Below are 18,723 nucleotides of genomic sequence, written 5' to 3'. Positions count from 1 at the left end.
GAAACAGAAGCTGAAAACAACGGCTCAGGGCGAATGGCCGCTTTGCCGCACCTTTCCGCGAGGTCGCGTTTGGACCGGCATCAGCCTCTGGCCAGCGAAAGATGACCTCAGCTGGTGCAGCAGCACATCCGATCGAATGATTGGACTGGCGCTCAGGACCGACACAAGCCCCACAGCCATCAGCAGCATGCCAAGCCAGGTCCAGCCCCATTCGTTATCGCCCGCCTCAGTAGTGGAAAGTGCGAGCGGCATCGCCGCAGCGGCAACGACGTCACTGGCGGCCGGCGTCGCCGCCAGCAGTGCCTCGACGTCGACCTGGCGCGGCGTGATCTCGTCAGCCTGGAGCCTGTCGCGTTTGGAAAGGGAGGGCGGCGACGCGCGGGTTGCGATCCCGGTGGCGAGGACGGGACTGGCATCAACCACCTGCGCGGGCACGGACGGGCTCGGCCGAGACGCATCCGCAGATGCGGAGCGCGGCAGCTCTGCGCGCGCATCCACCATCGTCTTCCGCTTGGGCGTCGCGGTCTGGTTCTCTTCGGACGTGGCGACACGATATTTGGCGACGCGATGCCTGGCGGCGCGTTGCCGGACCAGCTTCTTCACCGTCTCTGTTCCTTCGGCGGCCTGGAACCAGCATCTGCGCTGGCCTTCCACCCGATAGACCCAATGCTGGCCATCGGCGGTCGACTTGCCGGGCCGCGTCAAGCACTCCGCTTCCGTGGAAGCGGGCGCAGGGACTGTGGTGCGACCGACATTCAAGAGTTCGGAAAGAGAGGCCGAAAACGCGGATGATGTCGACAGACCCGCAAGGAGTGCAAAAGCTATGTAACAAACTCGCAAATGACCGGACATGAAAACCCCGGTGTTGCGCCCCCTGCCCGGACGGCAGTTTTGGCCGTGACCTAGGTCGCAATGCGACTTAAATCGGGCAATGCGGTGGATTCATTTTGGCCGCAGGCGAGACGCAGGCGACCTGGCCGTCAGCCCGATTGTCCATTTTCGCCATCCCCCTCAAGGCCGCACTTTCAAGCATCGGCGCACGCAATTTGCGAAGGCCGCAGCTTTTACCCGAACGGATGTAGCCGATGTTACGGCTGCCAGACGAAGCGCTATATCCGAACTGACGACTGGGCTTTCGACCTTCCCGGGATGACATTCTGTCCGGAGTGCAGAACCCGTCCGATTGCGTGGAGCGATTGCGATGAGGGAGGCTAGGATGGATTTTTCGCGGATGTCGGATGGGATCCGGCTGCATCACGCCTCTCATCGACACGATGGCTACGATGGTGACGACGAAGCGGGCCCGGCACCGAGCGCCCCGTTCCTGACCGATGCGGTTGGCGGTAGCGCCCTGGTCCATGGTCCCGGCTCGTCTGCAGGTCAATTCTTGGGGCAATTTGCAAGTCCTGAAGCACACTCCGCGAGCGCGCATACCCAGTATCGTGACTCCGACCCGATTCAATTCAAACATCCCACAGCGGGCGTCGACATAGGTGGCCATGCCGGCAATCACGCTGCGGCGGGCCTCGATGTTTCGTCCACCAAACCCGCCGCCGGCACATCCCATCCCGGGATGGGCGTTGCTACGGTCGCGAGCGGAGCCAACACGGCCGGGAACGGCGGAGACGGCTACCTCTACGGAAGTCTCATTCACGCGTCCCTGTTGGTCTATGAACCGATCAACATCTCGGTGAGCCTGGGATACGGCTCGGTCGCCCTGGCCAACCAGTCCAACAATTTGAATGTCGATCAATCCGCCTTTCAGATGGCCGGCATCGGCGGCCATGGCGGCAATGACAACATGGCATCGGGCGGCAGCGTCAATACGTCCTTAGGCGCCGGCCTGATCGCGAGCGGCGACAATGGCGCCGGAAACGGCGGCAGCGGCTATTTCTCGGGTGCGATCGTGGACGCACCCGTGGTGATCTATCATCCGATCAATTTTGCGGTGGCGGCCTCGAGCGGCACTGCGCATGCAAGTCAATCGAACACGGTGGACATCGATCAGTCGGCCACCCAGATCGCGGGGGTCGGCGGCAATGGCGGAAATGGCAACCTCGCCGCCGGCGGCAGCGTGATGACGCTCGACCCCAGCTGGGGATCAAGCAACGCAGGGGGCGTCCTGAACGTTCAAACGGGCGGAGGCCAGGCCGGCAATGGCGGCGACGGCGCGTTCCACGGCGGGCTCGTCCATTCCTCCGTCGTGGTGTACGACCCGATCAACATCGCAGTCGCGGGTTATGGCTCCAACGCTCATTCGGTCCAGACCAACGACGCCTACCTGGATCAATCCATCATAGAGATCGCCGGCATTGGCGGGCACGGCGGCAACGCCAACGCCGCGGCGGGCGGCCATGCAAACGTTCTTTCTCATGGCCTGTGGAGCGGCTCCGACACGATCGCGACCGGTTCGAACGGCGCAGGCAATGGCGGCAACGGATATTTTGCCGGCGGTCTGATCGACGTCAGCGTCGCGATCTATGCGCCCATCAATATCGCAATCGCAGGTCCCCTTTCGACTGCCGTAGCCGATCAGGTCAACAACGTGCACATCGACCAGAGTGCGATCCAGATCGCCGGTATTGGCGGGGACGGCGGCCACGGCAATCTCGCGCTGGGTGGCGATCTCTCCTCCCATCTTCTGTCGGATCTTCACCTGATGGGATAGCGACACATTGCGCTGCTCGCACAAGGACCGATCGCGAGCTGCGTCGATGCTCTGCGCATGCAAGCTCGCCCTGCGGGCCCCCCGATGTCTCGAACTCCGGTGTTGCGCGACGAATGTCATACTTTCGTACGTAGGTCGTCCCGGCGGGATGGTGTCCGATTTGACATCTATCGCCATCGCGCGTGGGCGGATCAGACTTGCCGCGCGCGTCCGCCTGATCGGGATGGATGATGCACGAAAGCCAACAGAACGAGGGAGGCACACATGATGCCCAAAGCGATCAAGATCTCGGACTCGATCGAATTCAAATCGATCAGCACCGGTGGTCAGAGCGTCGGAAATGGCGGCGACGGCACCTTCAAGGGAGCCATCATCAGCAAGCCGACGCTCAACTTCGATCCGACCAACAAGGCAGTCGGTGCCGACGTGCACGTGAACACCGGCGATCACGTCAAACAGACGGCAGATTGGGATGCCGGCGGCGCCAACGCGAAGGCCTCGTGGTTTTCGAAGGCTCACGGCGGCGACGCCGAGTCGAACGGAAGCCAGAAGTCCTACAGCGGCTACGACACCTCCAAGGTCTACGCCAATACGGATGCGACCCAGATCAACAAGGTCTGGGTGGACCAGCACCAGGAGGTCGTGGCCGGCATCGGCGGCCATGGCGGAGACGGCAACGCCGCGCTGGGCGGCGAAGTCAGCTTCCATCTCGATACGTTCTGACCACCGGCTCGTCCGGCAGGACCGGTGGCCGCCGCCACCGGTCCTGAAGTTCGAGTCAATATCCCGCCGAACTCGTTGGCGGATGATTTTGGCCATCGACCAAGTGCGCCGGACCTCTATGTCAGGCGGTGACGATCATGCTGATGCCGCCCATTCGGTTGCCCATCCTGCCGCAGATCGGGACGCCGCTGCACGCGGCCCTTCGGTCCTGCGCGGGACCGCTCGGTCTCGTCTTCGCGTATAGCTGCAGCTATAATCTGCTTCTGTTTGCCCCCTCAATCTATCTTCTTCAGATCTACGACCGGGTGTTGTCGAGCCGGAGCGGCGACACGTTGCTCCTGCTCACGCTCATTGTCGCGATCACGGTGGTCGTCGGCGGCGTGTTCGATGCATTGCGGCGCGCCGTCCTTGGGCGCCTTGGCGCCTGGCTCGACGATCGCCTTCGTCCTTGCGTGCTCTCGGCCGGTCTCGAATCGGCGCTTCGCAGCGATTGGACGCAGGCATCGGGCGCATATCGGGATCTCACGGTGCTGCGCCAGTTCGTCGAGTCCGGCGCCTGTCCGATGCTGTTCGACGCGCTCTGGGCGCCCTTGTTCCTCCTTGTCCTCTTTCTGATCCATCCCCTGCTTGGCGTGGTGGGGGCCTGCTGCGTCGCCTTCCTGTTCGCACTCACGGTTGCCGGAGAGCTGGTCACGGAAGACGTTCTGCTCAGATCCGCCGCCGCGCTGTCCAGAAGCTGCGGCCGTCTCCAGACTGCAGCGACCAACATCCACATGATCCGCGCCATGGGAATGTTCGACAACGCTGCGCGCATGATCCACCGTGACGCGCAGCACGCGCGCAGGGAGCACGATGTGGCACTCCGGCGAGGCGAGATCGTCTCCCTGGCCGCCAAGCCGGTTCGCGCGCTGTCGCAGGTCCTGATCATGGGCGCCGCCGCATGGCTCGTCCTCGATCACGGGAAGAGTCCGGCCATCATCTTTGCTGCCACGCTGATGTTCAGCCGGGCGCTCGCGCCGGTCGAAAGCGCGGTCGCAGGCTGGAAATCACTCGTGACGGCGGTGAGCGCCTGTCAGCGGCTCGGCGCACTTCTGGCCGCATTCCCCGTCGCCCGGCAGCAGAGCGCTGAGCCTGCTCCGCTACAGGCGCGAAGCGGCCTCGTCGTCGACAATGTCGACGTGCGGCTCGCGGGGACCAACCACCTTCTCTTGAACGGCGTCTCGTTCAGCCTCCTGCCCGGAGAATGCCTTGGCATTATCGGTCCATCCGGGTCGGGCAAGTCCTTGCTCGGCCAGGTGATCGCCGGGCTGTCGATGCCAACGCGTGGCCGCGTCCTCCTCGACAACACCGACGTCGCGCTGCTTCGCGAGGGCCGAAATGGCGACCGCCTCGGATATCTTCCCCAAGACATCAACCTCCTCGGCGACACGATCAACGACATCATCGCACGCCTGGACGATGCCGATCGGCGGAAGGTCATCGAAGCGGCCAAGCTCGTCGGTATCCATGGGGCGATCATGCGCCTGCCGCTGGGTTATGACACGGTGGTTCAGAGTGAAACAACCTTCTCACGCGGGTATCGGCAGCGCCTCGGTCTTGCCCGCGCCTTTTTCGGCAATCCACGTCTTGTCGTTCTCGACGAACCCAACGCCAGCCTCGACTACGGGGGCGAGCGAATGCTCCTGGACGCGATCGAGCGCATGAAGCTCGCAGGCGTCATCCTTGTCGTCGTCACTCACCGGATGGGTCTCCTCGCGGCCACGGACAAGATTGCCATCATGGAAGACGGTGCGGTCGCCGCGTTCGGTGACAGCGAGGACATCTTTGAACGGCACCTGAGCCGCCCCCAGGTTACTTCGCAGATTGCGCCATGATCTGGAATTCTCTCGCCATATGGAAGCATCCCGCCGTCTCGAGACTTCCCGTGATCTGGCACCAGCTCATGCGAGCGCCGACAGGCCCCCCGCCCGCCCGGCGATCTGGCGTCGTGGTGACCGCGATCGACGATTTCGAGCCTCTGGAATTTCCGTGGTGCTCGACGCCCACGCCGACCTCTCCGCGCGGAAGGCTTCGCGGTATTACCGTTGCGGGCAATCTGCTGGTGCTCTGCTTCATGCTGGGGCTTGGGACGTGGGCGAGCTTCGCGCCGCTCGAGAGCGCCGCGATCGCGCCCGGCGTCGTGGAATCGGAATCGAGTCGCAAGACGATCCAGCACCTGGAAGGCGGCATCGTCAGCAAGATCCTGGTTTCAGACGGCGATATCGTGCGCAGCGGCCAGACGCTGATCGCGCTGGAGGACACAAGGGCGAGCTCGGAGGTGCAAAGTCTTCAAGGCCAATTTTGGGATGCAGCTGCTCGTGCTGCTCGGCTTCAAGCCGAGCAGCAGCGATCCGAGAGGATCGCAATTCCGGACGCGCTGGAACAAGACAGCAGGCAGAGCGGAGTGGCCGCCGCTGCGGTGTCGGCGCAGCAATTCATTTTCCAGGCGCGCCTGCAGGTTCACGAGTCGCAGCTTGCGGTCATTCGCGAACGAAGGCGTCAGGTCGAGAAGGAGATCGAAGGTCTCAAGGCTCAGGAAACCGCCGCCGGGCAGCGGGTCGACATCGTTCGGGAGGAATTGGATATGGTCACGACCCTCGTCAACAAGGGGCTTGAACGCCGGCCGCGGCTTCTGAACCTGCAGCGGGAGCTGGCCGACGTCGAGGGCCGCCGTGGCGAGATCGCCGCGCAGATTGCCCGCGCCGGGCAGGTCATCAGCGAACAGCAGGCCACCTTGTTCAAGCTCGAGAGCGAGAGGCAGAACGAGATCGCACAGTCGCTTCGCGAAGCACAGAACCAGATATTCCAGCTCCGCGAGCGGTTGCTTGCGGCCAGGGATCAGCTATCGCGAACGGAGGTCAAAGCGCCCGAGGACGGCGTGATAACCGATCTGCGGATTCATACGACCGGCGGCGTCATCGGAGCGGGTGCACCGCTCATGGACCTGGTGCCCCGGCAAGACCGCCTGATCGTAACCGCGCGCCTGAGGCCCGAGGACATCGATGTGGTTCATCCCGGCCTCAACGCCGAGGTTCACCTCGTACCGTACAATCAGCGCCGCGTACCCCGCCTGAAGGGAACGGTCGTGCACGTGTCCGCAGACCGGCTCCTCGACAAGCGTACCGACCAGCCATACTACGCGACCAAGATTCGGATCGACGACGGGCAGATCGTTGCGAACGACATCCAGATCGTCCCCGGCATGCCGGTTCAAGTGTTCATCACGACGGGGCGCGGCACCGTGGCTCTCTACGCGCTCAGGCCCCTGCTCGACAGCTTCCGTGGTGCCTTCAGAGAAGACTAAAGCGCGATGAGATTTGGATGAATCGTCATCGCGCTTTAGGTTGTTGTTTACGCATGATCTTCCCGGAAAACCGCTTCGCACTTTTTCGGATCATGCTTTAGGTCTCATGTATGGGAGCTGCGCCGCGGTCGTGATCGCGATTCTGCGCGGGCAACCGGCCGCGCCAGCGGAGGACGGCTTCCGTGCGATTGTGCGCAGCACATTTCCTCATGATATGCTGAATGTGCATTTTGACTGTGCTTTCCGAGAGCCCCAATTTGGCGGCGATCAGCTTGTTGGGCAGGCCGAGCTCCAGTTCCGCCAGAACCTGTTGCTCACGAGGCGTGAGATCGGTCACGCTCCTGTCGATAGCCACTCTGGCTCCCTCGTTCATCAGATATGCGGGTCCGCGCGCATCCGGTGGCTCGAAATCCGGTATCCTGTTGATCCCGGCGACGGGCAACGGCGTGTAGGCGCCGCCGACAAGAACAAGGCGCAGGCCAGCTATCGCGATCTCGATCGGTAGCGAGGCGGACAGAAAGCCGCGCACGCCCCGCTGCATCGCGGCCCGCACGGTCGGCTCGTCGTCATGGTTTGACAGGACCACAGTGGCGGCGTTGGGACAACACTCCGCAACGAAGGCGAGATCGTCCTCAACCGAGGGATCGCCGATGGGCTTGTCCGCGATACTCAGCATAACCAGACGAACATCGCGGGCTGACGTGCAGTCCAGGCCTTGGACCGTTGCCATGTCAAGGATCTCGAGTTCGTCCAACTCCCTCCTGAGGATGTGCAGAATGCATGTACGAGGCAACAGGAGCGGCTCGATGATCACCAGAACGGGCAAGTGAAGCGATTCGTCGAGCCGTTTTGAAGCGTTGGTTATGTCGTGCATGATGTCCTCGAGATGAAAAGAACTTCCGCGATATTCCCATTCCGCATTGCGTCTCCCTTGCTGCTGCATTCATCCTGAATGCATCATCACGAGAGCGGCGCAATGCCGCCGTTCGCGCCGCACCGACTGCGGGATCATTTGACACCTGGGTGGAAATTCTTTCCGCTCAAATCATTTGGGCGCACACCGCGCCGCGGCGCAGTCGACCCATTCCGTCAATTGCAGATATTTCGATACGCCGTTGATGCCGCCGACCACGACTTGCCGTCGACGACATATGCTTCATCCTCCTTCACGAGATAAAGAAACGGTCTCTCAGTCTCGGCGCCCGATGCGCTTCTTCCTTTTACACGCCCGCAAATCGTATCCACGGAGCGTCCAAGCATGTTCTTTCGCATTGTGCGCTTCACATCGGTGAATTCGACCGATCCTGGGTCCTCCATCTTCGCCGCGATGGTGACCTTCGCCTTGTCCAGGACAGGATCTGATACTTCCGCGGGCCGTTCGGATGCCGGGACGGCTAGCTTCGTCCGCGGGGACGCCGCTTTGGCAAGATCCGTCGATCCGCGCTTCTTCGGAGTTGATGGCTTGCCGGGCTTTGCCGGCGTTGTGGAATTCGATCTGACAGCCGCGGGCTCTGGCGCCAACGCCTTCGGCATTGGCTGCGCGGGTTGGGCGACAGCAACCCTGTCGAAACAGGGGCGTGACGCGCACCCGAGGAAATACCCCCGGGAAGGCGCGAACCAGCCAAAGCCGATCAGGATTCCTGCCAGCACTCCGACAAAAAGCAGTCCCATCCGATTCCCCTCCTCGGGAGCTCGGTTCGCACTCGTAACTAGGACTAATTCCGCGCTGGTAATCTATCTGTTGCGCAAAAGCATTAAGCGCCCATTAAGCGCGCGACGCTGGCCGGCCCATGCCCGGATGGCCGGATGAGATCGGGTTCCAGACCCCTGCCGAGATGACCGCAGTCGTGAGAGCCATCATGGTCATTTGGTCCGCTCTTGGACGGTTCCGCAACTTGCGAGTTTGTTGGAATGTTTTCGCTACCAAACGCTGTCGATCGCCGTGTGTCCGTCACACCTCGCCGAGATCATGAATAACAGGCTGGAGCGCGCCGTTTCGATCGAGATCGAGTGTCGCCAGCGTGATCGGCAGCTTGAAGCGCCTGCGCCCCGCACTTCCCGGGTTCAGGTAGAGCACGCCGTCGACGGCGCCGATCGCGACGCGGTGGGAGTGGCCCGATATCACGACATCGATCCCAAGCGCCTTCGGCTCGATCGTAAGCTGCTTGAGATCGTGCAAGACGTAGAGGCAGCGGCCGCCAAGGCGCAACGTTGCGGTCTCAGGGAAGCGCCTCGCCCAGGCGCCCGTGTCGACGTTCCCTCTGATGGCGGTCACGGGCGCGATCCGGGTAAGGCGGTCCACGATCTCCGGAGTGCCGATATCACCAGCGTGGATGATGTGGGACACGCCGGCGAGGCAGCGCTCCGCCTCCGGCCTCAACAGCCCATGCGTGTCTGAAATCACCCCAATCTTGAACGTCATCCTGGATCGCGATTCCCGCTTCTGATGAGGATCGAAAAGCGACGACCTTGAAGGACTACGGTAACAGTGCACTCAACGACTCGGCCGTCTTCACGGATCCAAAGATTCGTGAATTGACTGCGCCGCGCGCGCCCCATCCTCCATCAGGAGATCAGGGCGATGAACGCGACGATTCATCTTGCGAACCTGAGCATTCGATCACGGAAGGTTCAACCCGCATCAGCTTCACACCAGCTTCGCGCCAGAAACTGCCGCAACGGGACGCTACGGCCATGCTCGGTGGATTCCGCACACATGGCCTGGTCAACAATTTTTACCTGGTCTCCTTCTGGTCACCTCATGAATCGCCAAGAGCGCCGGGCTGCGGCCAAGCAACAGTCCAAAACGGTCGCACCACGAGCCTTGCCGCAGCATTTCGAGGCCTTGAAGCAAGGCCAATCGCTATTTCATCTCGGCCGCTATGCCGAAGCCCTGGAATGCTTCGACCTGTTCGAGCGGCACAATCCCGCTATCGCGCCGCTGTATCAGACGCGTGGGCTTTGCCTGCAGCGGCTGGGCCGGTTCGCGCAGGCGCAGGCGGATTTCGAGCGGTCGATCGCGCTCGCCCCCCTCGAGGCCGAGACTCACAAGAATCTCGGCACGCTTCATTCGCGGCTGGGCCGGATGGAGCAGGCCCTTGCCTGCATCGATCGCGCAATCGCGCTTCGTCCGAATTTCCCCGCAGCGCTGACCGAAAAGGCGCGGGCGTTGTGGAGCATGCATCTGCTGGACGAGGCGTTCGCGGCGCTCGGCGCGGCACTGGCGGCCGATCCAGCCAGTGCGCACACGATCTGGCATCTCGCGCTGCTCCAGATGCTGACCGGAGATTTCGAGCGGGGCCTGTCGGGACGCGAGGCGCGCTGGAAAGCCTCGCTCGGCCTCGTCGATCGCGGCTTTTCCGCGCCGCTCTGGCTCGGCGACAAGCCGATCGCAGGCAAGACCATCCTGCTGCATGCCGACGAGGGATTGGGCGATTCGATCCAGTTCGCGCGCTATGTACCGATGGTTGCCGCGCTCGGGGCTCGGGTCATCCTGGAGGTGCCGCCGCCGATCCAGCCACTCCTGCAAGGCATCAGCGGCGTCGCAGCATGTATCGGCCGATCGGCTGCGGCGTCGATCGCGTTCGACCTGCACTGTCCGCTTGGAAGCCTGCCGCTGGCGTTCGCAACGCGGCTCGACACGATCCCGTTCGCGGATGCTTACCTTCCTGCGCCGCCGGCGACGCGAGTGAATGCGTGGGAGGACCGGCTTGGCCGGCGCGGCCGCTTCCGCGTCGGCCTCGTCTGGTCGGGCAATCCGGATCACAACAACGATCACAACCGATCGATCGCGCTGAACACGCTCGCGCCGCTGCTCGATTGCGACGTTCAGTTCGTCAGCCTGCAGAAGGGCCCCCGGGATCAGGATCGCGCCTTCCTCGCCGAACGCCGTGATATCGTCGACCTGACGGAGCATCTCACGGATTTCAGCGAAACCGCGGCGCTGATCGGCTGTCTCGACCTGGTGATCGCGGTGGACACCAGCGTCGCTCACCTCGCCGGTGCGCTGGGCGCGCCGGTCTGGACCATGCTGCCTTTCAATCCGGACTGGCGCTGGCTGCTCCACCGCGACGACAGCCCGTGGTACCGGTCGATGCGGCTGTTCAGGCAGCCGAAGCGAGACGACTGGGCGAGCGTCGTCGACTGCGTTCGGCGCGAGCTCGATGGGCTGGTTTCCGAATGGCGGTCGGGAGCGCGGCAACGCCAGAGCAAGGCCCCGATCGCCAAACCACAAGATGCCGTCGTCGCGAATTACCTTGGCCATATGCACTGGCAACACAGGCGCACGGACGAGGCCGAGCAACACTTCCAGCGGGCGTTACGGCTGCATCCCCAATATCTGGAGGCGGCGAACAGCTGCGGAAGACTGTTGTTCAGTCTCGGGCGGTATGCAGAAGCGCTCGAATGCCTTGATGTCGCCGAGGAGCCGGATCCGAATTCCGCGCTCCTGCATCAAATTCGCGGCGATTGCCTCCAGGAGATGAAGCGATACGAGGAGGCGGAAGCCGCCTACGAGACGTCCATCGCGCTCGACTCCAGCCTGGCGGACACGCACAACAAATTCGGCGTGCTTCATGTGAAGCTTGGCCGAATGGATCAGGCCTTGGCGTGTTTCGACCGAGCGCTCGAGCTTCAACCGGCTTTTTCGGGAGCGCTCTCCAACAAGGCGTTGGTTCTGCTGAATCTGCAATTGCTGGATGAAGCTTTCGCGACCTTTGGCAGATCTCTGACCGTGGACCCGGGCAATGCGGTGGCCACCTACAATCTGGCGACACTTCAGCTGCTGACCGGAGACTTCGAGCCAGGCTGGCTTGGGCGCGAAGCGCGCTGGAAACTTCCGGTCGGTCTGCTCCATCGTGGTTTTTCCCAGCCTGTCTGGCTTGGCGACCAGCCGATCGAAGGCAAGACCATATTGCTTCATGCCGACGAGGGATTTGGCGACGCAATCCAGTTCGCGCGCTATGTCCCCATGGTGGCCGCGCTCGGAGCACGGGTCATCCTGGAGGTCCAGCCTCCGATCCAGCAGCTCCTGGCCGAGGTGACCGGCGTCGCAATGTGTGTCGGCCGACCGTCTGCGGCGTCGCTGCCGTTCGACCTCCACTGTCCTCTTGGAACCCTGCCCTTGGCGCTCAAGACACGGCCCGATACGATCCCGAGCCCGGAGCCGTACCTTCCTGCGCCCCCGGTGGCACGCGTGAAGGCCTGGGAGGACCGGCTCGGTGAGCGCAAGCGCTTCCGCGTCGGCCTGGTCTGGTCGGGCAATCCGGCGCACAAGAACGATCACGATCGATCGATCGCGCTCAAGACGCTTGCGCCGCTCCTCGATTGCGACGTTCAGTTCGTCAGCCTGCAGAAGGGCCCCCGGGATCAAGACAAGGCCTTGCTCGACGAACGTCCCGATATCGTCGACCTGACGGATCAGCTCACGGATTTCAGCGACACGGCGGCACTGATCGGCTGTCTGGATCTGGTGATCACGGTGGACACCAGCGTCGCTCACCTCGCCGGCGCGCTTGGCGCGCCGGTCTGGACCATGCTGCCTTTCAATCCTGACTGGCGCTGGCTGCTCAATCGCGACGACAGCCCGTGGTATCGGTCGATGCGGCTGTTCAGGCAGCCGAAGCGAGACGACTGGGCGAGCGTCGTGGACAGCGTTCGGCGCGAGCTGGAGCGCCTCTTGTCCGCGTGGCGCAGCCGCGACGCGGCGAACGAGGAAGGACTGGCTGCCCGCGCAGCCCTCAGCCCTCCACCCGGTACAGCCGCCAGCGCTCCGGCACGCCCTTGAGCTGATGGCTGCCATGGTCCCTGAAGCGGATCGTGGACTGCGTCTTCATCAGCTCCTTGACCGCGCTCGACACCAGCACCTCGCCGGCGCGCGCCTTGGCCGCGACGCGCGTGCCGATGTGGAAGGCGAGGCCGACCATCTCGCCGCCGCTGATGGTGTATTCGCCGGCATGCAGCCCACCCTGATCTCGAGGCCCAGCGTACGCACGGCCTTCTGGATCGCTGTCGCGCAATTGATGCCGGCAGCCGGTGCCTTGAAGGTCGCGAGCACGCCGTCTCCGGTCGTCACCACCTCCTTGCCGCGCGAGCTCTTCAGCTCCTTGCGCACCGCGGCGTAATAGTGGCCCATCACCTTGGTCCAGCGCGCATCGCCAAGTTTGGCCGCTTTTGCGGTTGAGCCGACAATGTCGACGATCAGGATGGTGGCGAGCGCCTGCTTGAGCCCGGCGCTTGGCGCGGCCGATCGGGGCCGGTTCGTGATGGACCCGCTCAACGGCTCATAGCGATGGCTGCGGCGGCGCGCGATCGCGGATTTCGCATAGTCCTGGGCGCGCTGCGCGGTACCGCAACGGATCGTTTTCTCCTGCGGCACGCGCGACCAATAGACCTTGCGCCCCTTGCCGGCCCCGTCCACCTCCACCGCCCCCCATTTCAGGAAGATCGTCGAGCCGACGCGCCTGACGCACCACGCCTTCGACGTGTACCCGGAGACATTCGACTGATGGAGACCGATGCGAAGGAATTTCGGCATGGAAATGCGGCCAATCGCAGGACCGTTTGAGCATCTGTGGGACGGAGCCTATTCGGACAATCCTGCATCGGCAATAGGGCTTCGCAGCGTTCGTTTCGGTCTCGCGAGGGATGCCTTTGATGCCGCACCTTCCGCAATTGGCACTTCCTGCGGTCAGGCGCGTTGCAGTCTATTCGAGGAGATGAAGATGACCAAGACGAAAGCTCCTGACACGCAAGGCGCAAAGGCCGCGCCGCAGCCGATGCTCAATCCCGGCGACGAAGCCCCGCCGGGAACAGTGGGCACCGGCGAAGATGTCTGTCCTGATTGTCATGGCAAGGGACGGATCGACGGCGCTCCGTGCGCCACCTGCGGCGGCAGCGGGACCGTCATCCGGGCAGTTGGCGGCGCCTGATCGGCATAACGCGCCGCTCCTGTCAGCCAGATAGGAACACTCATCCCTCACCGCGCATTGGCCCGCGCCGGGTCCCACATGTTCCGGCAAATGGCGGCTCCGGCTCGAACCCGCCCCCGGACCAGGGTCGGGGCTGCCTGACCTCAAGCAAAGGAGCAGACATGAAAGCGCTTGTAGTGGCGGGACTCATTGCGGCTCTCGCGGCACAATCCTCCGCGTTCGCGCAGAGCGGCGCGGGTGCATCCAGGACGGGGTCCAGCATCGATTCGACCGGCACCGGTGGTGCGGCGGGAGCCGGCGCTTCGAGCCTCAATACGTCGTCGGACAACAATGGCGGTGGCGCGAACGCTCCGGCAAAGTCGTCAACGACGGACACAAGACAAAGCCAGGGTGGCCAGATCGCGCCGGGTGCCGGAACGACGGGAACAAACCGCAAATAGTCCGGCTGGATTGCGCCGAACGTTCAACCGGGAAAGGCGAACAGCTCGATCGGATCGCTGAAGCCGCGCACCTCGTATTTGCCGATGCGCTCCAGCTCGAACTTCGGCTGGACCAGCTCGGCGAAGTCGCGCGAAAGCAGCACGTTCCGCCCGATCTGCTTGGTCAGCGCCTCGAGCCGCGAGGCCATGTTGACGGCGGGGCCGATCACGGTGAAGTCGAGCCGGCTCATTGATCCGATATTGCCGTACATGACGTCGCCGACATGGACGCCGATGCCATAGTTCAGCGGCGCGCGGCCCGTGCCGTTGTTGCGCGCGTTCAGCGCGGCCATGGCCTCACGGGCTTCGCTGACGGCATGCAGCAGGTTGGCGCAGGCGCCCGCCTGGCTGAGTGGGAAGATCGCGAGCAGGCCATCGCCGATGAATTTCAGGATCTCGCCGCCGTGCTTGGCGATCGGCTCTGACATCGCGTCGAAATAATCGTTGAGGAGATCGATGACGTCGTCGCGCGGCCAGTTGTCGGAGATCTTGGTGAAATCCCGCAGGTCGCAGATCATGATCGCGGCGCGCACCGTGGTGCCGGCGCCGCGCCTCGTGGCACCGGCGAGGATCAGCTCGCCGGCGTGCGAGCCGACATAGGTCTCGAGCAGCGTTCGCGCCAGGCGGTTCTTGATGCGGATCTCGCTGACCAGCGCCAGCACCGGCAACACGTTCTTCAAGGCCGCGAGATGCGCCTCGTCGAAGCCGCCGGGCCGGTCGGTCGCGAAGGTGACGAAATGGCGCTTGCCGAGGGTGTGATGGAGCGGCCAGACGACGTAGTCGGTGAGGCCCTTCGCGCGCATCTCGTCATAGATCGCATGCTTGCGGCCGAGCGACGGATCGCCCTCGAGCCGTTCGCGTAGCTCGGTCGCGCCGTCCATCATTTCATTGATGGGGCTACCGATGAACTCGGATCGCTCGAGGACGTCGAAGTCCACCCGCGTGATCGTCGCCTCACGCATACCGTCCGACCACATAAAGCCGGCGCCGAGCCATTGCGGATGCTGGATCCGGATGTGCATCGTCGACCGCTTGAGCGGAATGCCGGCCTGCTGCAGGCGGATGCACATCTCGGCGAAGATGTTGTCGATGAAGCGCTCGTCGCGCGTGCCGTTGGTCAGCCAGTCGACGACGCCGTCGGACAGCGTGGCGGAGGGTTTTTGGTCTGACGCGCTCATATCCTGCCCTTCGCGGCGGTCCTGCATCAGGGCAGATATCGTGCTCCGGCGCCGCCGCGTCAACCTGGCCAGTTGCGCAGATTGTACCCAGCGGCCGGGGCCGGCCGCTCAGCCGACGAGCTGGACCGACGCCAGCACCGCAAGTCCCGACACGAAGGTCAGCCTGGACGCCTCGGTCAGCTCGACCTTCAGCGTGCAGCCGCCGGGAATGACGAAATCCTCGCTATTGAGGCGAATGCCGCAATCGCCGGAAACCGCGTAAACCAGATGCGTGCCGGCGGACAATGGCCTTTCGCCGGGCTCCCTGAGCGCCGCCAGCGCGATCTCCGCCGCACCGCGCCGCGCCATCAGATTGACCACCTCGACGGGGCCTGCCTCGAGCGCGGTCACGATCTCGAGCTCGCCGGCGAAGCGCACGGTCGTGAAAGGCTCACGCTCGTCGAACTCCTGTCCGGGTGCTTTCAGCACCAGGCCGCGCCCGGCGACCACCATCTGCAGGCGGTCGATTCCGGGCATGTAGGAAAAGGGACCGGGCGCTACGATCGGCGTCGAGGCGAAGCGCCACAAAAGGCTATTCCAATCCTTCACCGGCGCGTCGGTGCGATGCGCCCCCGCGATGTCGGTGAAGATGCCGCCGCCGTTCTTCCAGGGCGAGCGGGTATAGTCTTCGGATGTCAGCAGCGTGGTTGTCATGGGATGAAGCTGTCTTGGCAAAACGGGCGAGCCGATGTCATCCGCGCATCATGCGCGCGATGAAACCGGCAACCGGCTATAGGCGCAACTCGCGCTACGGACAAGGCGCCCGCGCTGCCGCAATCCTCGATGAGCTTGCCGAGCTGTTCCACCGATGGCATCGCCAACCGGCTCAGCGCGCGGTGGAAGGCGAACCGTGGTAGCATAGAGCCTCGTGTCCGCACCTTCAGCGAGGCAAGCATGTCCAGCATCGACAAGGTTTTCGCCGGCTCGATTCCAAAAATCTACGACGAATATCTGGTCCCGATGATCTTCTCCGTTTACGCGGAGGACATCGCAAGACGCGTCGCGGCTCGCTCACCTGCCGTGCTGCTCGAGATCGCGGCGGGCACCGGTGCGGTGACGCGCGCGGTCGCGGCGGCACTGCCGCGCGGCGTCCGCTATGTCGCGACCGACCTCAACGAGCCGATGCTCGCGGTTGCAGCGCAGCGCCAGGCCGATGATGATCGCATCAGCTGGCGCCAGGCGGACGGCATGGCGCTGCCCTTTGGCGATGCCGAGTTCGACCTGGTCTGCTGCCAGTTCGGCGCAATGTTCTTTCCGGACCGCGTCAAGGCCTACGGCGAAGTGAAGCGCGTCCTGAAACGCGACGGCACTTTCGTGTTCAACGTCTGGGACCGCATCGAGGACAATGTGCTCACCGATGAAGCAACGGCCGCGCTCGCCAGGATGTTTCCCGACGATCCGCCCCGTTTCATGAGCCGGACGCCGCACGGCTATCATGACAAGGCGCTGATCAGATCCGACCTCGAACGTGCCGGCTTCCGCGGCATCTCGATCGAGACGCGCTCGGAGATCAGCCGCGCCCCGTCGGCCGACTATGTCGCGATCGCACTCTGCCAGGGCACGCCGCTGCGCAACGAGATCGAGGCCAGGGACGCCAGCAAGCTTCAGGCCGCGACGGATATCGTCGCCGAGGCGATCCGGACGCGCCACGGGCCGGGAGCGGTCGAAGGCAAGATTCAGGCGATCGTGATCGAAGCGCGGCCGTAGTCGCGCCCTTCGGAGGCCCGCCTCCTACCAGAAGCTCCGCGGCATCGGCTGCGCCGGCTGATAATATTGGTACTGGCCGCGGCGACGTGGATTGGCGGGCTGCACATACGGATCGCGCTGCTGGAAGAAGAAGCCGAAACCGTTGCCGCCATTGTCCCAGTAGCCGTCATCGCTGGCAACGTCCATCGGCGGTGCGGTCGGCTTGCGCGTGATGAAGCCGCCCTGCGGATGATTGCTCAGCACCGCGACGAATTCGGTGCGGTAGTTGGTCTCGCTGCTCAGCGGCTCGTCCGAGATGATGATCGACGAGCGCGGCAATGCGGTCGGCCCGATGCGATCCCAGACTTCCTGCGGGATGGTGATGCGATCGAGCGCGTTCCTGGCATTGTCGCCGTCGTCGATCGTGACCACGCTCCAGCGCAGGCCCGTATCGTTCTTCGCCATCGCCGTGAAGACATGCGTGCCAAGCGGCTGGTCGGGATTGCGGATGCTGACGGGAACCTCGATGCTGGTGTCGAACACCTCGCCGCCGCCGTCCGGCGCCGGCTTGTGGGTGTTCCGCCGCACATAGAGTTTCTGCGTCGACCGGCTGATGTAGACCGAGACCGGCTCGAGCGCGAGCTTGGCGTCGAGCGCAGCCTTCACGGCATCGGCCTTCCTGGTCGCCGCGATCTTGGCGGCTTCCTTGGTTGCGGCGACGGCATCGCGCTTCGGCTGCGCCGCGGCCTTGGCGGCATCGAGCTGGCTCGCCGCATCGGCAGCCTTGGCGGCCGCCTTCTGCTTCAGCTCCTCGGCCTTTGTCTTGGCCTGGTCGGTCTTGGCATTCGCAAGCAGCTTGTCGGCGTAAGCGTTCTCGGCGTCGGCGCGGGTCTTCTGCTGCTCCAGCTTGCGCAGCATCGCCGGGAGCGATTGCGCCTCTTTCGCCGCCGCGGCGGCGGCCCTCTTGGTCTCGTCCGCAGCGCGCGTCGCCTCCTCGGCTTCGGCCGAGAGCTTGCCGATGCGGCCTGGCGCTGCCGCGATGGCCTCCGGCTTCGGGACGAATAGCGAGGGATGAGTGAAATCGACCGGCGCTGCGTCGTTCGGCGAGATGATCACCCGCATTCCGATGTTGGTCTTGTCGAACAGGCCCTCGGCGAAGTCGAAGGGCATGCGCACGCAGCCGTGCGAGGCGGCATAGCCGGGCAGCGGCCCACCATGCAGCGCGATGCCGTTCCAGGTGATGCGCTGCATGTTCGGCATCCAGGCATCGTCATACATGGTCGAGTGGTGGTCCTTGTCCTTCTCGATGATGGCGAAGACGCCGGCCGGCGTCTCGCGGCCGGTGGTGCCGGTCGAGACCGGCGCCCGCAGGATCCAGCCGTCGGCGTCGTAAAAGGTGACCTGCTGGCTCTTGATCGATACGATCGCCATGATCGGCTCGCCGGCTACGCGCGGCGCCACCGCCTCGGCCGCCTGGCGGGCCTGCTTGGCCGCTTCGGCGCTGGCGGTCAGCCCGGCCAGGGCGGCGATCGTCGCGAGCGCAAGAAGTCCGGGGGTTCGCCAACGCCGCGTCGCCATAGTGGATTGCGCCGTCGTCATCAGGTCTTTCATGCCATACCCCGGTCCAATGCCAGTCCGCGCCCGTGCGTCGACCGCATGTCAGATTGCGGTCTTTGGA

The 18,723-nt window shown here is 63.9% G+C and carries 14 protein-coding genes and 1 pseudogene; 7 read left to right on the top strand and 8 right to left on the bottom strand.

Annotated elements, in window-relative coordinates; translation table 11 throughout:
* Window positions 1-24: 24 nt before the first annotated feature.
* Window positions 25-705 carry a hypothetical protein gene (locus ACVWY3_RS36815; RefSeq protein WP_456842823.1) on the bottom strand — a complete coding sequence of 227 codons (681 nt, stop codon included), beginning with the start codon at window positions 703-705 and terminating at the stop codon, window positions 25-27.
* Between the two features lie 511 nt (window positions 706-1,216).
* Here ACVWY3_RS36815 and ACVWY3_RS36810 point away from each other — a divergent pair.
* The 4 genes from ACVWY3_RS36810 (at window position 1,217) to ACVWY3_RS36795 (ending at window position 6,734) form a co-directional block, all read left to right on the top strand.
* Entirely contained in the window at window positions 1,217-2,668 is a 1,452-nt protein-coding gene (locus ACVWY3_RS36810; protein WP_456842822.1) for a hypothetical protein, read from the top strand.
* 264 nt (window positions 2,669-2,932) lie between these two features.
* On the top strand, window positions 2,933-3,391 hold the full coding sequence (locus tag ACVWY3_RS36805) for a hypothetical protein (RefSeq protein ID WP_456842821.1): 459 nt from the start codon (window positions 2,933-2,935) through the stop codon (window positions 3,389-3,391).
* Window positions 3,392-3,528: 137 nt separating this feature from the next.
* The gene (locus ACVWY3_RS36800) at window positions 3,529-5,265 is read left to right on the top strand and encodes a type I secretion system permease/ATPase (RefSeq protein WP_456842820.1); all 1,737 of its coding nucleotides are present in this window, start codon (window positions 3,529-3,531) and stop codon (window positions 5,263-5,265) included.
* A gap of 116 nt (window positions 5,266-5,381) precedes the next feature.
* Window positions 5,382-6,734, top strand: a complete 1,353-nt coding sequence (locus ACVWY3_RS36795) for an HlyD family type I secretion periplasmic adaptor subunit (protein ID WP_456842819.1) — start codon at window positions 5,382-5,384, stop codon at window positions 6,732-6,734.
* Window positions 6,735-6,831: 97 nt separating this feature from the next.
* Here ACVWY3_RS36795 and ACVWY3_RS36790 read toward each other — a convergent pair whose 3' ends face one another.
* The 3 genes from ACVWY3_RS36790 to ACVWY3_RS36780 form a co-directional block, all read right to left on the bottom strand.
* Entirely contained in the window at window positions 6,832-7,677 is an 846-nt protein-coding gene (locus tag ACVWY3_RS36790) for a LuxR C-terminal-related transcriptional regulator (protein ID WP_456842818.1), read from the bottom strand.
* Between the two features lie 146 nt (window positions 7,678-7,823).
* On the bottom strand, window positions 7,824-8,405 hold the full coding sequence (locus ACVWY3_RS36785) for a hypothetical protein (RefSeq protein WP_456842817.1): 582 nt from the start codon (window positions 8,403-8,405) through the stop codon (window positions 7,824-7,826).
* A gap of 280 nt (window positions 8,406-8,685) precedes the next feature.
* Window positions 8,686-9,156 carry a metallophosphoesterase family protein gene (locus ACVWY3_RS36780; RefSeq protein ID WP_456842816.1) on the bottom strand — a complete coding sequence of 157 codons (471 nt, stop codon included), beginning with the start codon at window positions 9,154-9,156 and terminating at the stop codon, window positions 8,686-8,688.
* A 159-nt stretch (window positions 9,157-9,315) separates the two neighbouring features.
* Here ACVWY3_RS36780 and ACVWY3_RS36775 point away from each other — a divergent pair, with 159 nt between their 5' ends.
* Window positions 9,316-12,519, top strand: a complete 3,204-nt coding sequence (locus ACVWY3_RS36775) for a tetratricopeptide repeat protein (RefSeq protein WP_456842815.1) — start codon at window positions 9,316-9,318, stop codon at window positions 12,517-12,519.
* Here ACVWY3_RS36775 and ACVWY3_RS36770 read toward each other — a convergent pair.
* Window positions 12,473-13,269, bottom strand: a pseudogene (locus ACVWY3_RS36770) (adenylate/guanylate cyclase domain-containing protein). The gene ACVWY3_RS36775 and the pseudogene ACVWY3_RS36770 sit on opposite strands and share 47 nt — an antisense overlap.
* Here ACVWY3_RS36770 and ACVWY3_RS36765 point away from each other — a divergent pair.
* Window positions 13,250-13,663, top strand: coding sequence for a hypothetical protein (locus ACVWY3_RS36765; protein ID WP_456842814.1), 414 nt, complete (start codon window positions 13,250-13,252; stop codon window positions 13,661-13,663). The pseudogene ACVWY3_RS36770 and the gene ACVWY3_RS36765 sit on opposite strands and share 20 nt — an antisense overlap.
* A gap of 463 nt (window positions 13,664-14,126) precedes the next feature.
* Here the strand turns inward: ACVWY3_RS36765 and ACVWY3_RS36760 are convergent, their stop codons facing one another.
* Window positions 14,127-15,320 carry an adenylate/guanylate cyclase domain-containing protein gene (locus ACVWY3_RS36760; RefSeq protein WP_456842813.1) on the bottom strand — a complete coding sequence of 398 codons (1,194 nt, stop codon included), beginning with the start codon at window positions 15,318-15,320 and terminating at the stop codon, window positions 14,127-14,129.
* Between the two features lie 108 nt (window positions 15,321-15,428).
* Window positions 15,429-16,013, bottom strand: a complete 585-nt coding sequence (locus tag ACVWY3_RS36755; RefSeq protein WP_456842812.1) for a HutD/Ves family protein — start codon at window positions 16,011-16,013, stop codon at window positions 15,429-15,431.
* Between the two features lie 240 nt (window positions 16,014-16,253).
* On the opposite strand from ACVWY3_RS36755, the gene ACVWY3_RS36750 reads away from it, so the two are divergent.
* A complete protein-coding gene (locus tag ACVWY3_RS36750) occupies window positions 16,254-17,066 on the top strand; it encodes a class I SAM-dependent methyltransferase (protein WP_456842811.1) in 813 nt (270 codons plus the stop codon).
* 24 nt (window positions 17,067-17,090) lie between these two features.
* On the opposite strand, the gene ACVWY3_RS36745 is transcribed toward ACVWY3_RS36750, so the two are convergent.
* Entirely contained in the window at window positions 17,091-18,656 is a 1,566-nt protein-coding gene (locus ACVWY3_RS36745) for a L,D-transpeptidase family protein (protein WP_456842810.1), read from the bottom strand.
* Between the last annotated feature and the right edge of the window lie 67 nt (window positions 18,657-18,723).

It is taken from the genome of Bradyrhizobium sp. USDA 4486, from assembly GCF_054057995.1.
This window is presented reverse-complemented; position numbering and strand designations above follow the sequence as displayed.

Excerpts from the sequence above, each read along its gene's own strand:
- ACVWY3_RS36810 (WP_456842822.1), top strand. The coding sequence starts at position 1,217 with ATGGATTTTTCGCGGATGTCGGATGGGATCCGGCTGCATCACGCCTCT.
- ACVWY3_RS36805 (WP_456842821.1), top strand. The coding sequence starts at position 2,933 with ATGATGCCCAAAGCGATCAAGATCTCGGACTCGATCGAATTCAAATCG.
- ACVWY3_RS36800 (WP_456842820.1), top strand. The coding sequence starts at position 3,529 with ATGCTGATGCCGCCCATTCGGTTGCCCATCCTGCCGCAGATCGGGACG.
- ACVWY3_RS36790 (WP_456842818.1), bottom strand. The coding sequence starts at position 7,677 with ATGCAGCAGCAAGGGAGACGCAATGCGGAATGGGAATATCGCGGAAGT.
- ACVWY3_RS36785 (WP_456842817.1), bottom strand. The coding sequence starts at position 8,405 with ATGGGACTGCTTTTTGTCGGAGTGCTGGCAGGAATCCTGATCGGCTTT.
- ACVWY3_RS36780 (WP_456842816.1), bottom strand. The coding sequence starts at position 9,156 with ATGACGTTCAAGATTGGGGTGATTTCAGACACGCATGGGCTGTTGAGG.
- ACVWY3_RS36775 (WP_456842815.1), top strand. The coding sequence starts at position 9,316 with ATGAACGCGACGATTCATCTTGCGAACCTGAGCATTCGATCACGGAAG.
- ACVWY3_RS36765 (WP_456842814.1), top strand. The coding sequence starts at position 13,250 with ATGCGAAGGAATTTCGGCATGGAAATGCGGCCAATCGCAGGACCGTTT.
- ACVWY3_RS36760 (WP_456842813.1), bottom strand. The coding sequence starts at position 15,320 with ATGAGCGCGTCAGACCAAAAACCCTCCGCCACGCTGTCCGACGGCGTC.
- ACVWY3_RS36755 (WP_456842812.1), bottom strand. The coding sequence starts at position 16,013 with ATGACAACCACGCTGCTGACATCCGAAGACTATACCCGCTCGCCCTGG.
- ACVWY3_RS36750 (WP_456842811.1), top strand. The coding sequence starts at position 16,254 with ATGTCCAGCATCGACAAGGTTTTCGCCGGCTCGATTCCAAAAATCTAC.
- ACVWY3_RS36745 (WP_456842810.1), bottom strand. The coding sequence starts at position 18,656 with ATGAAAGACCTGATGACGACGGCGCAATCCACTATGGCGACGCGGCGT.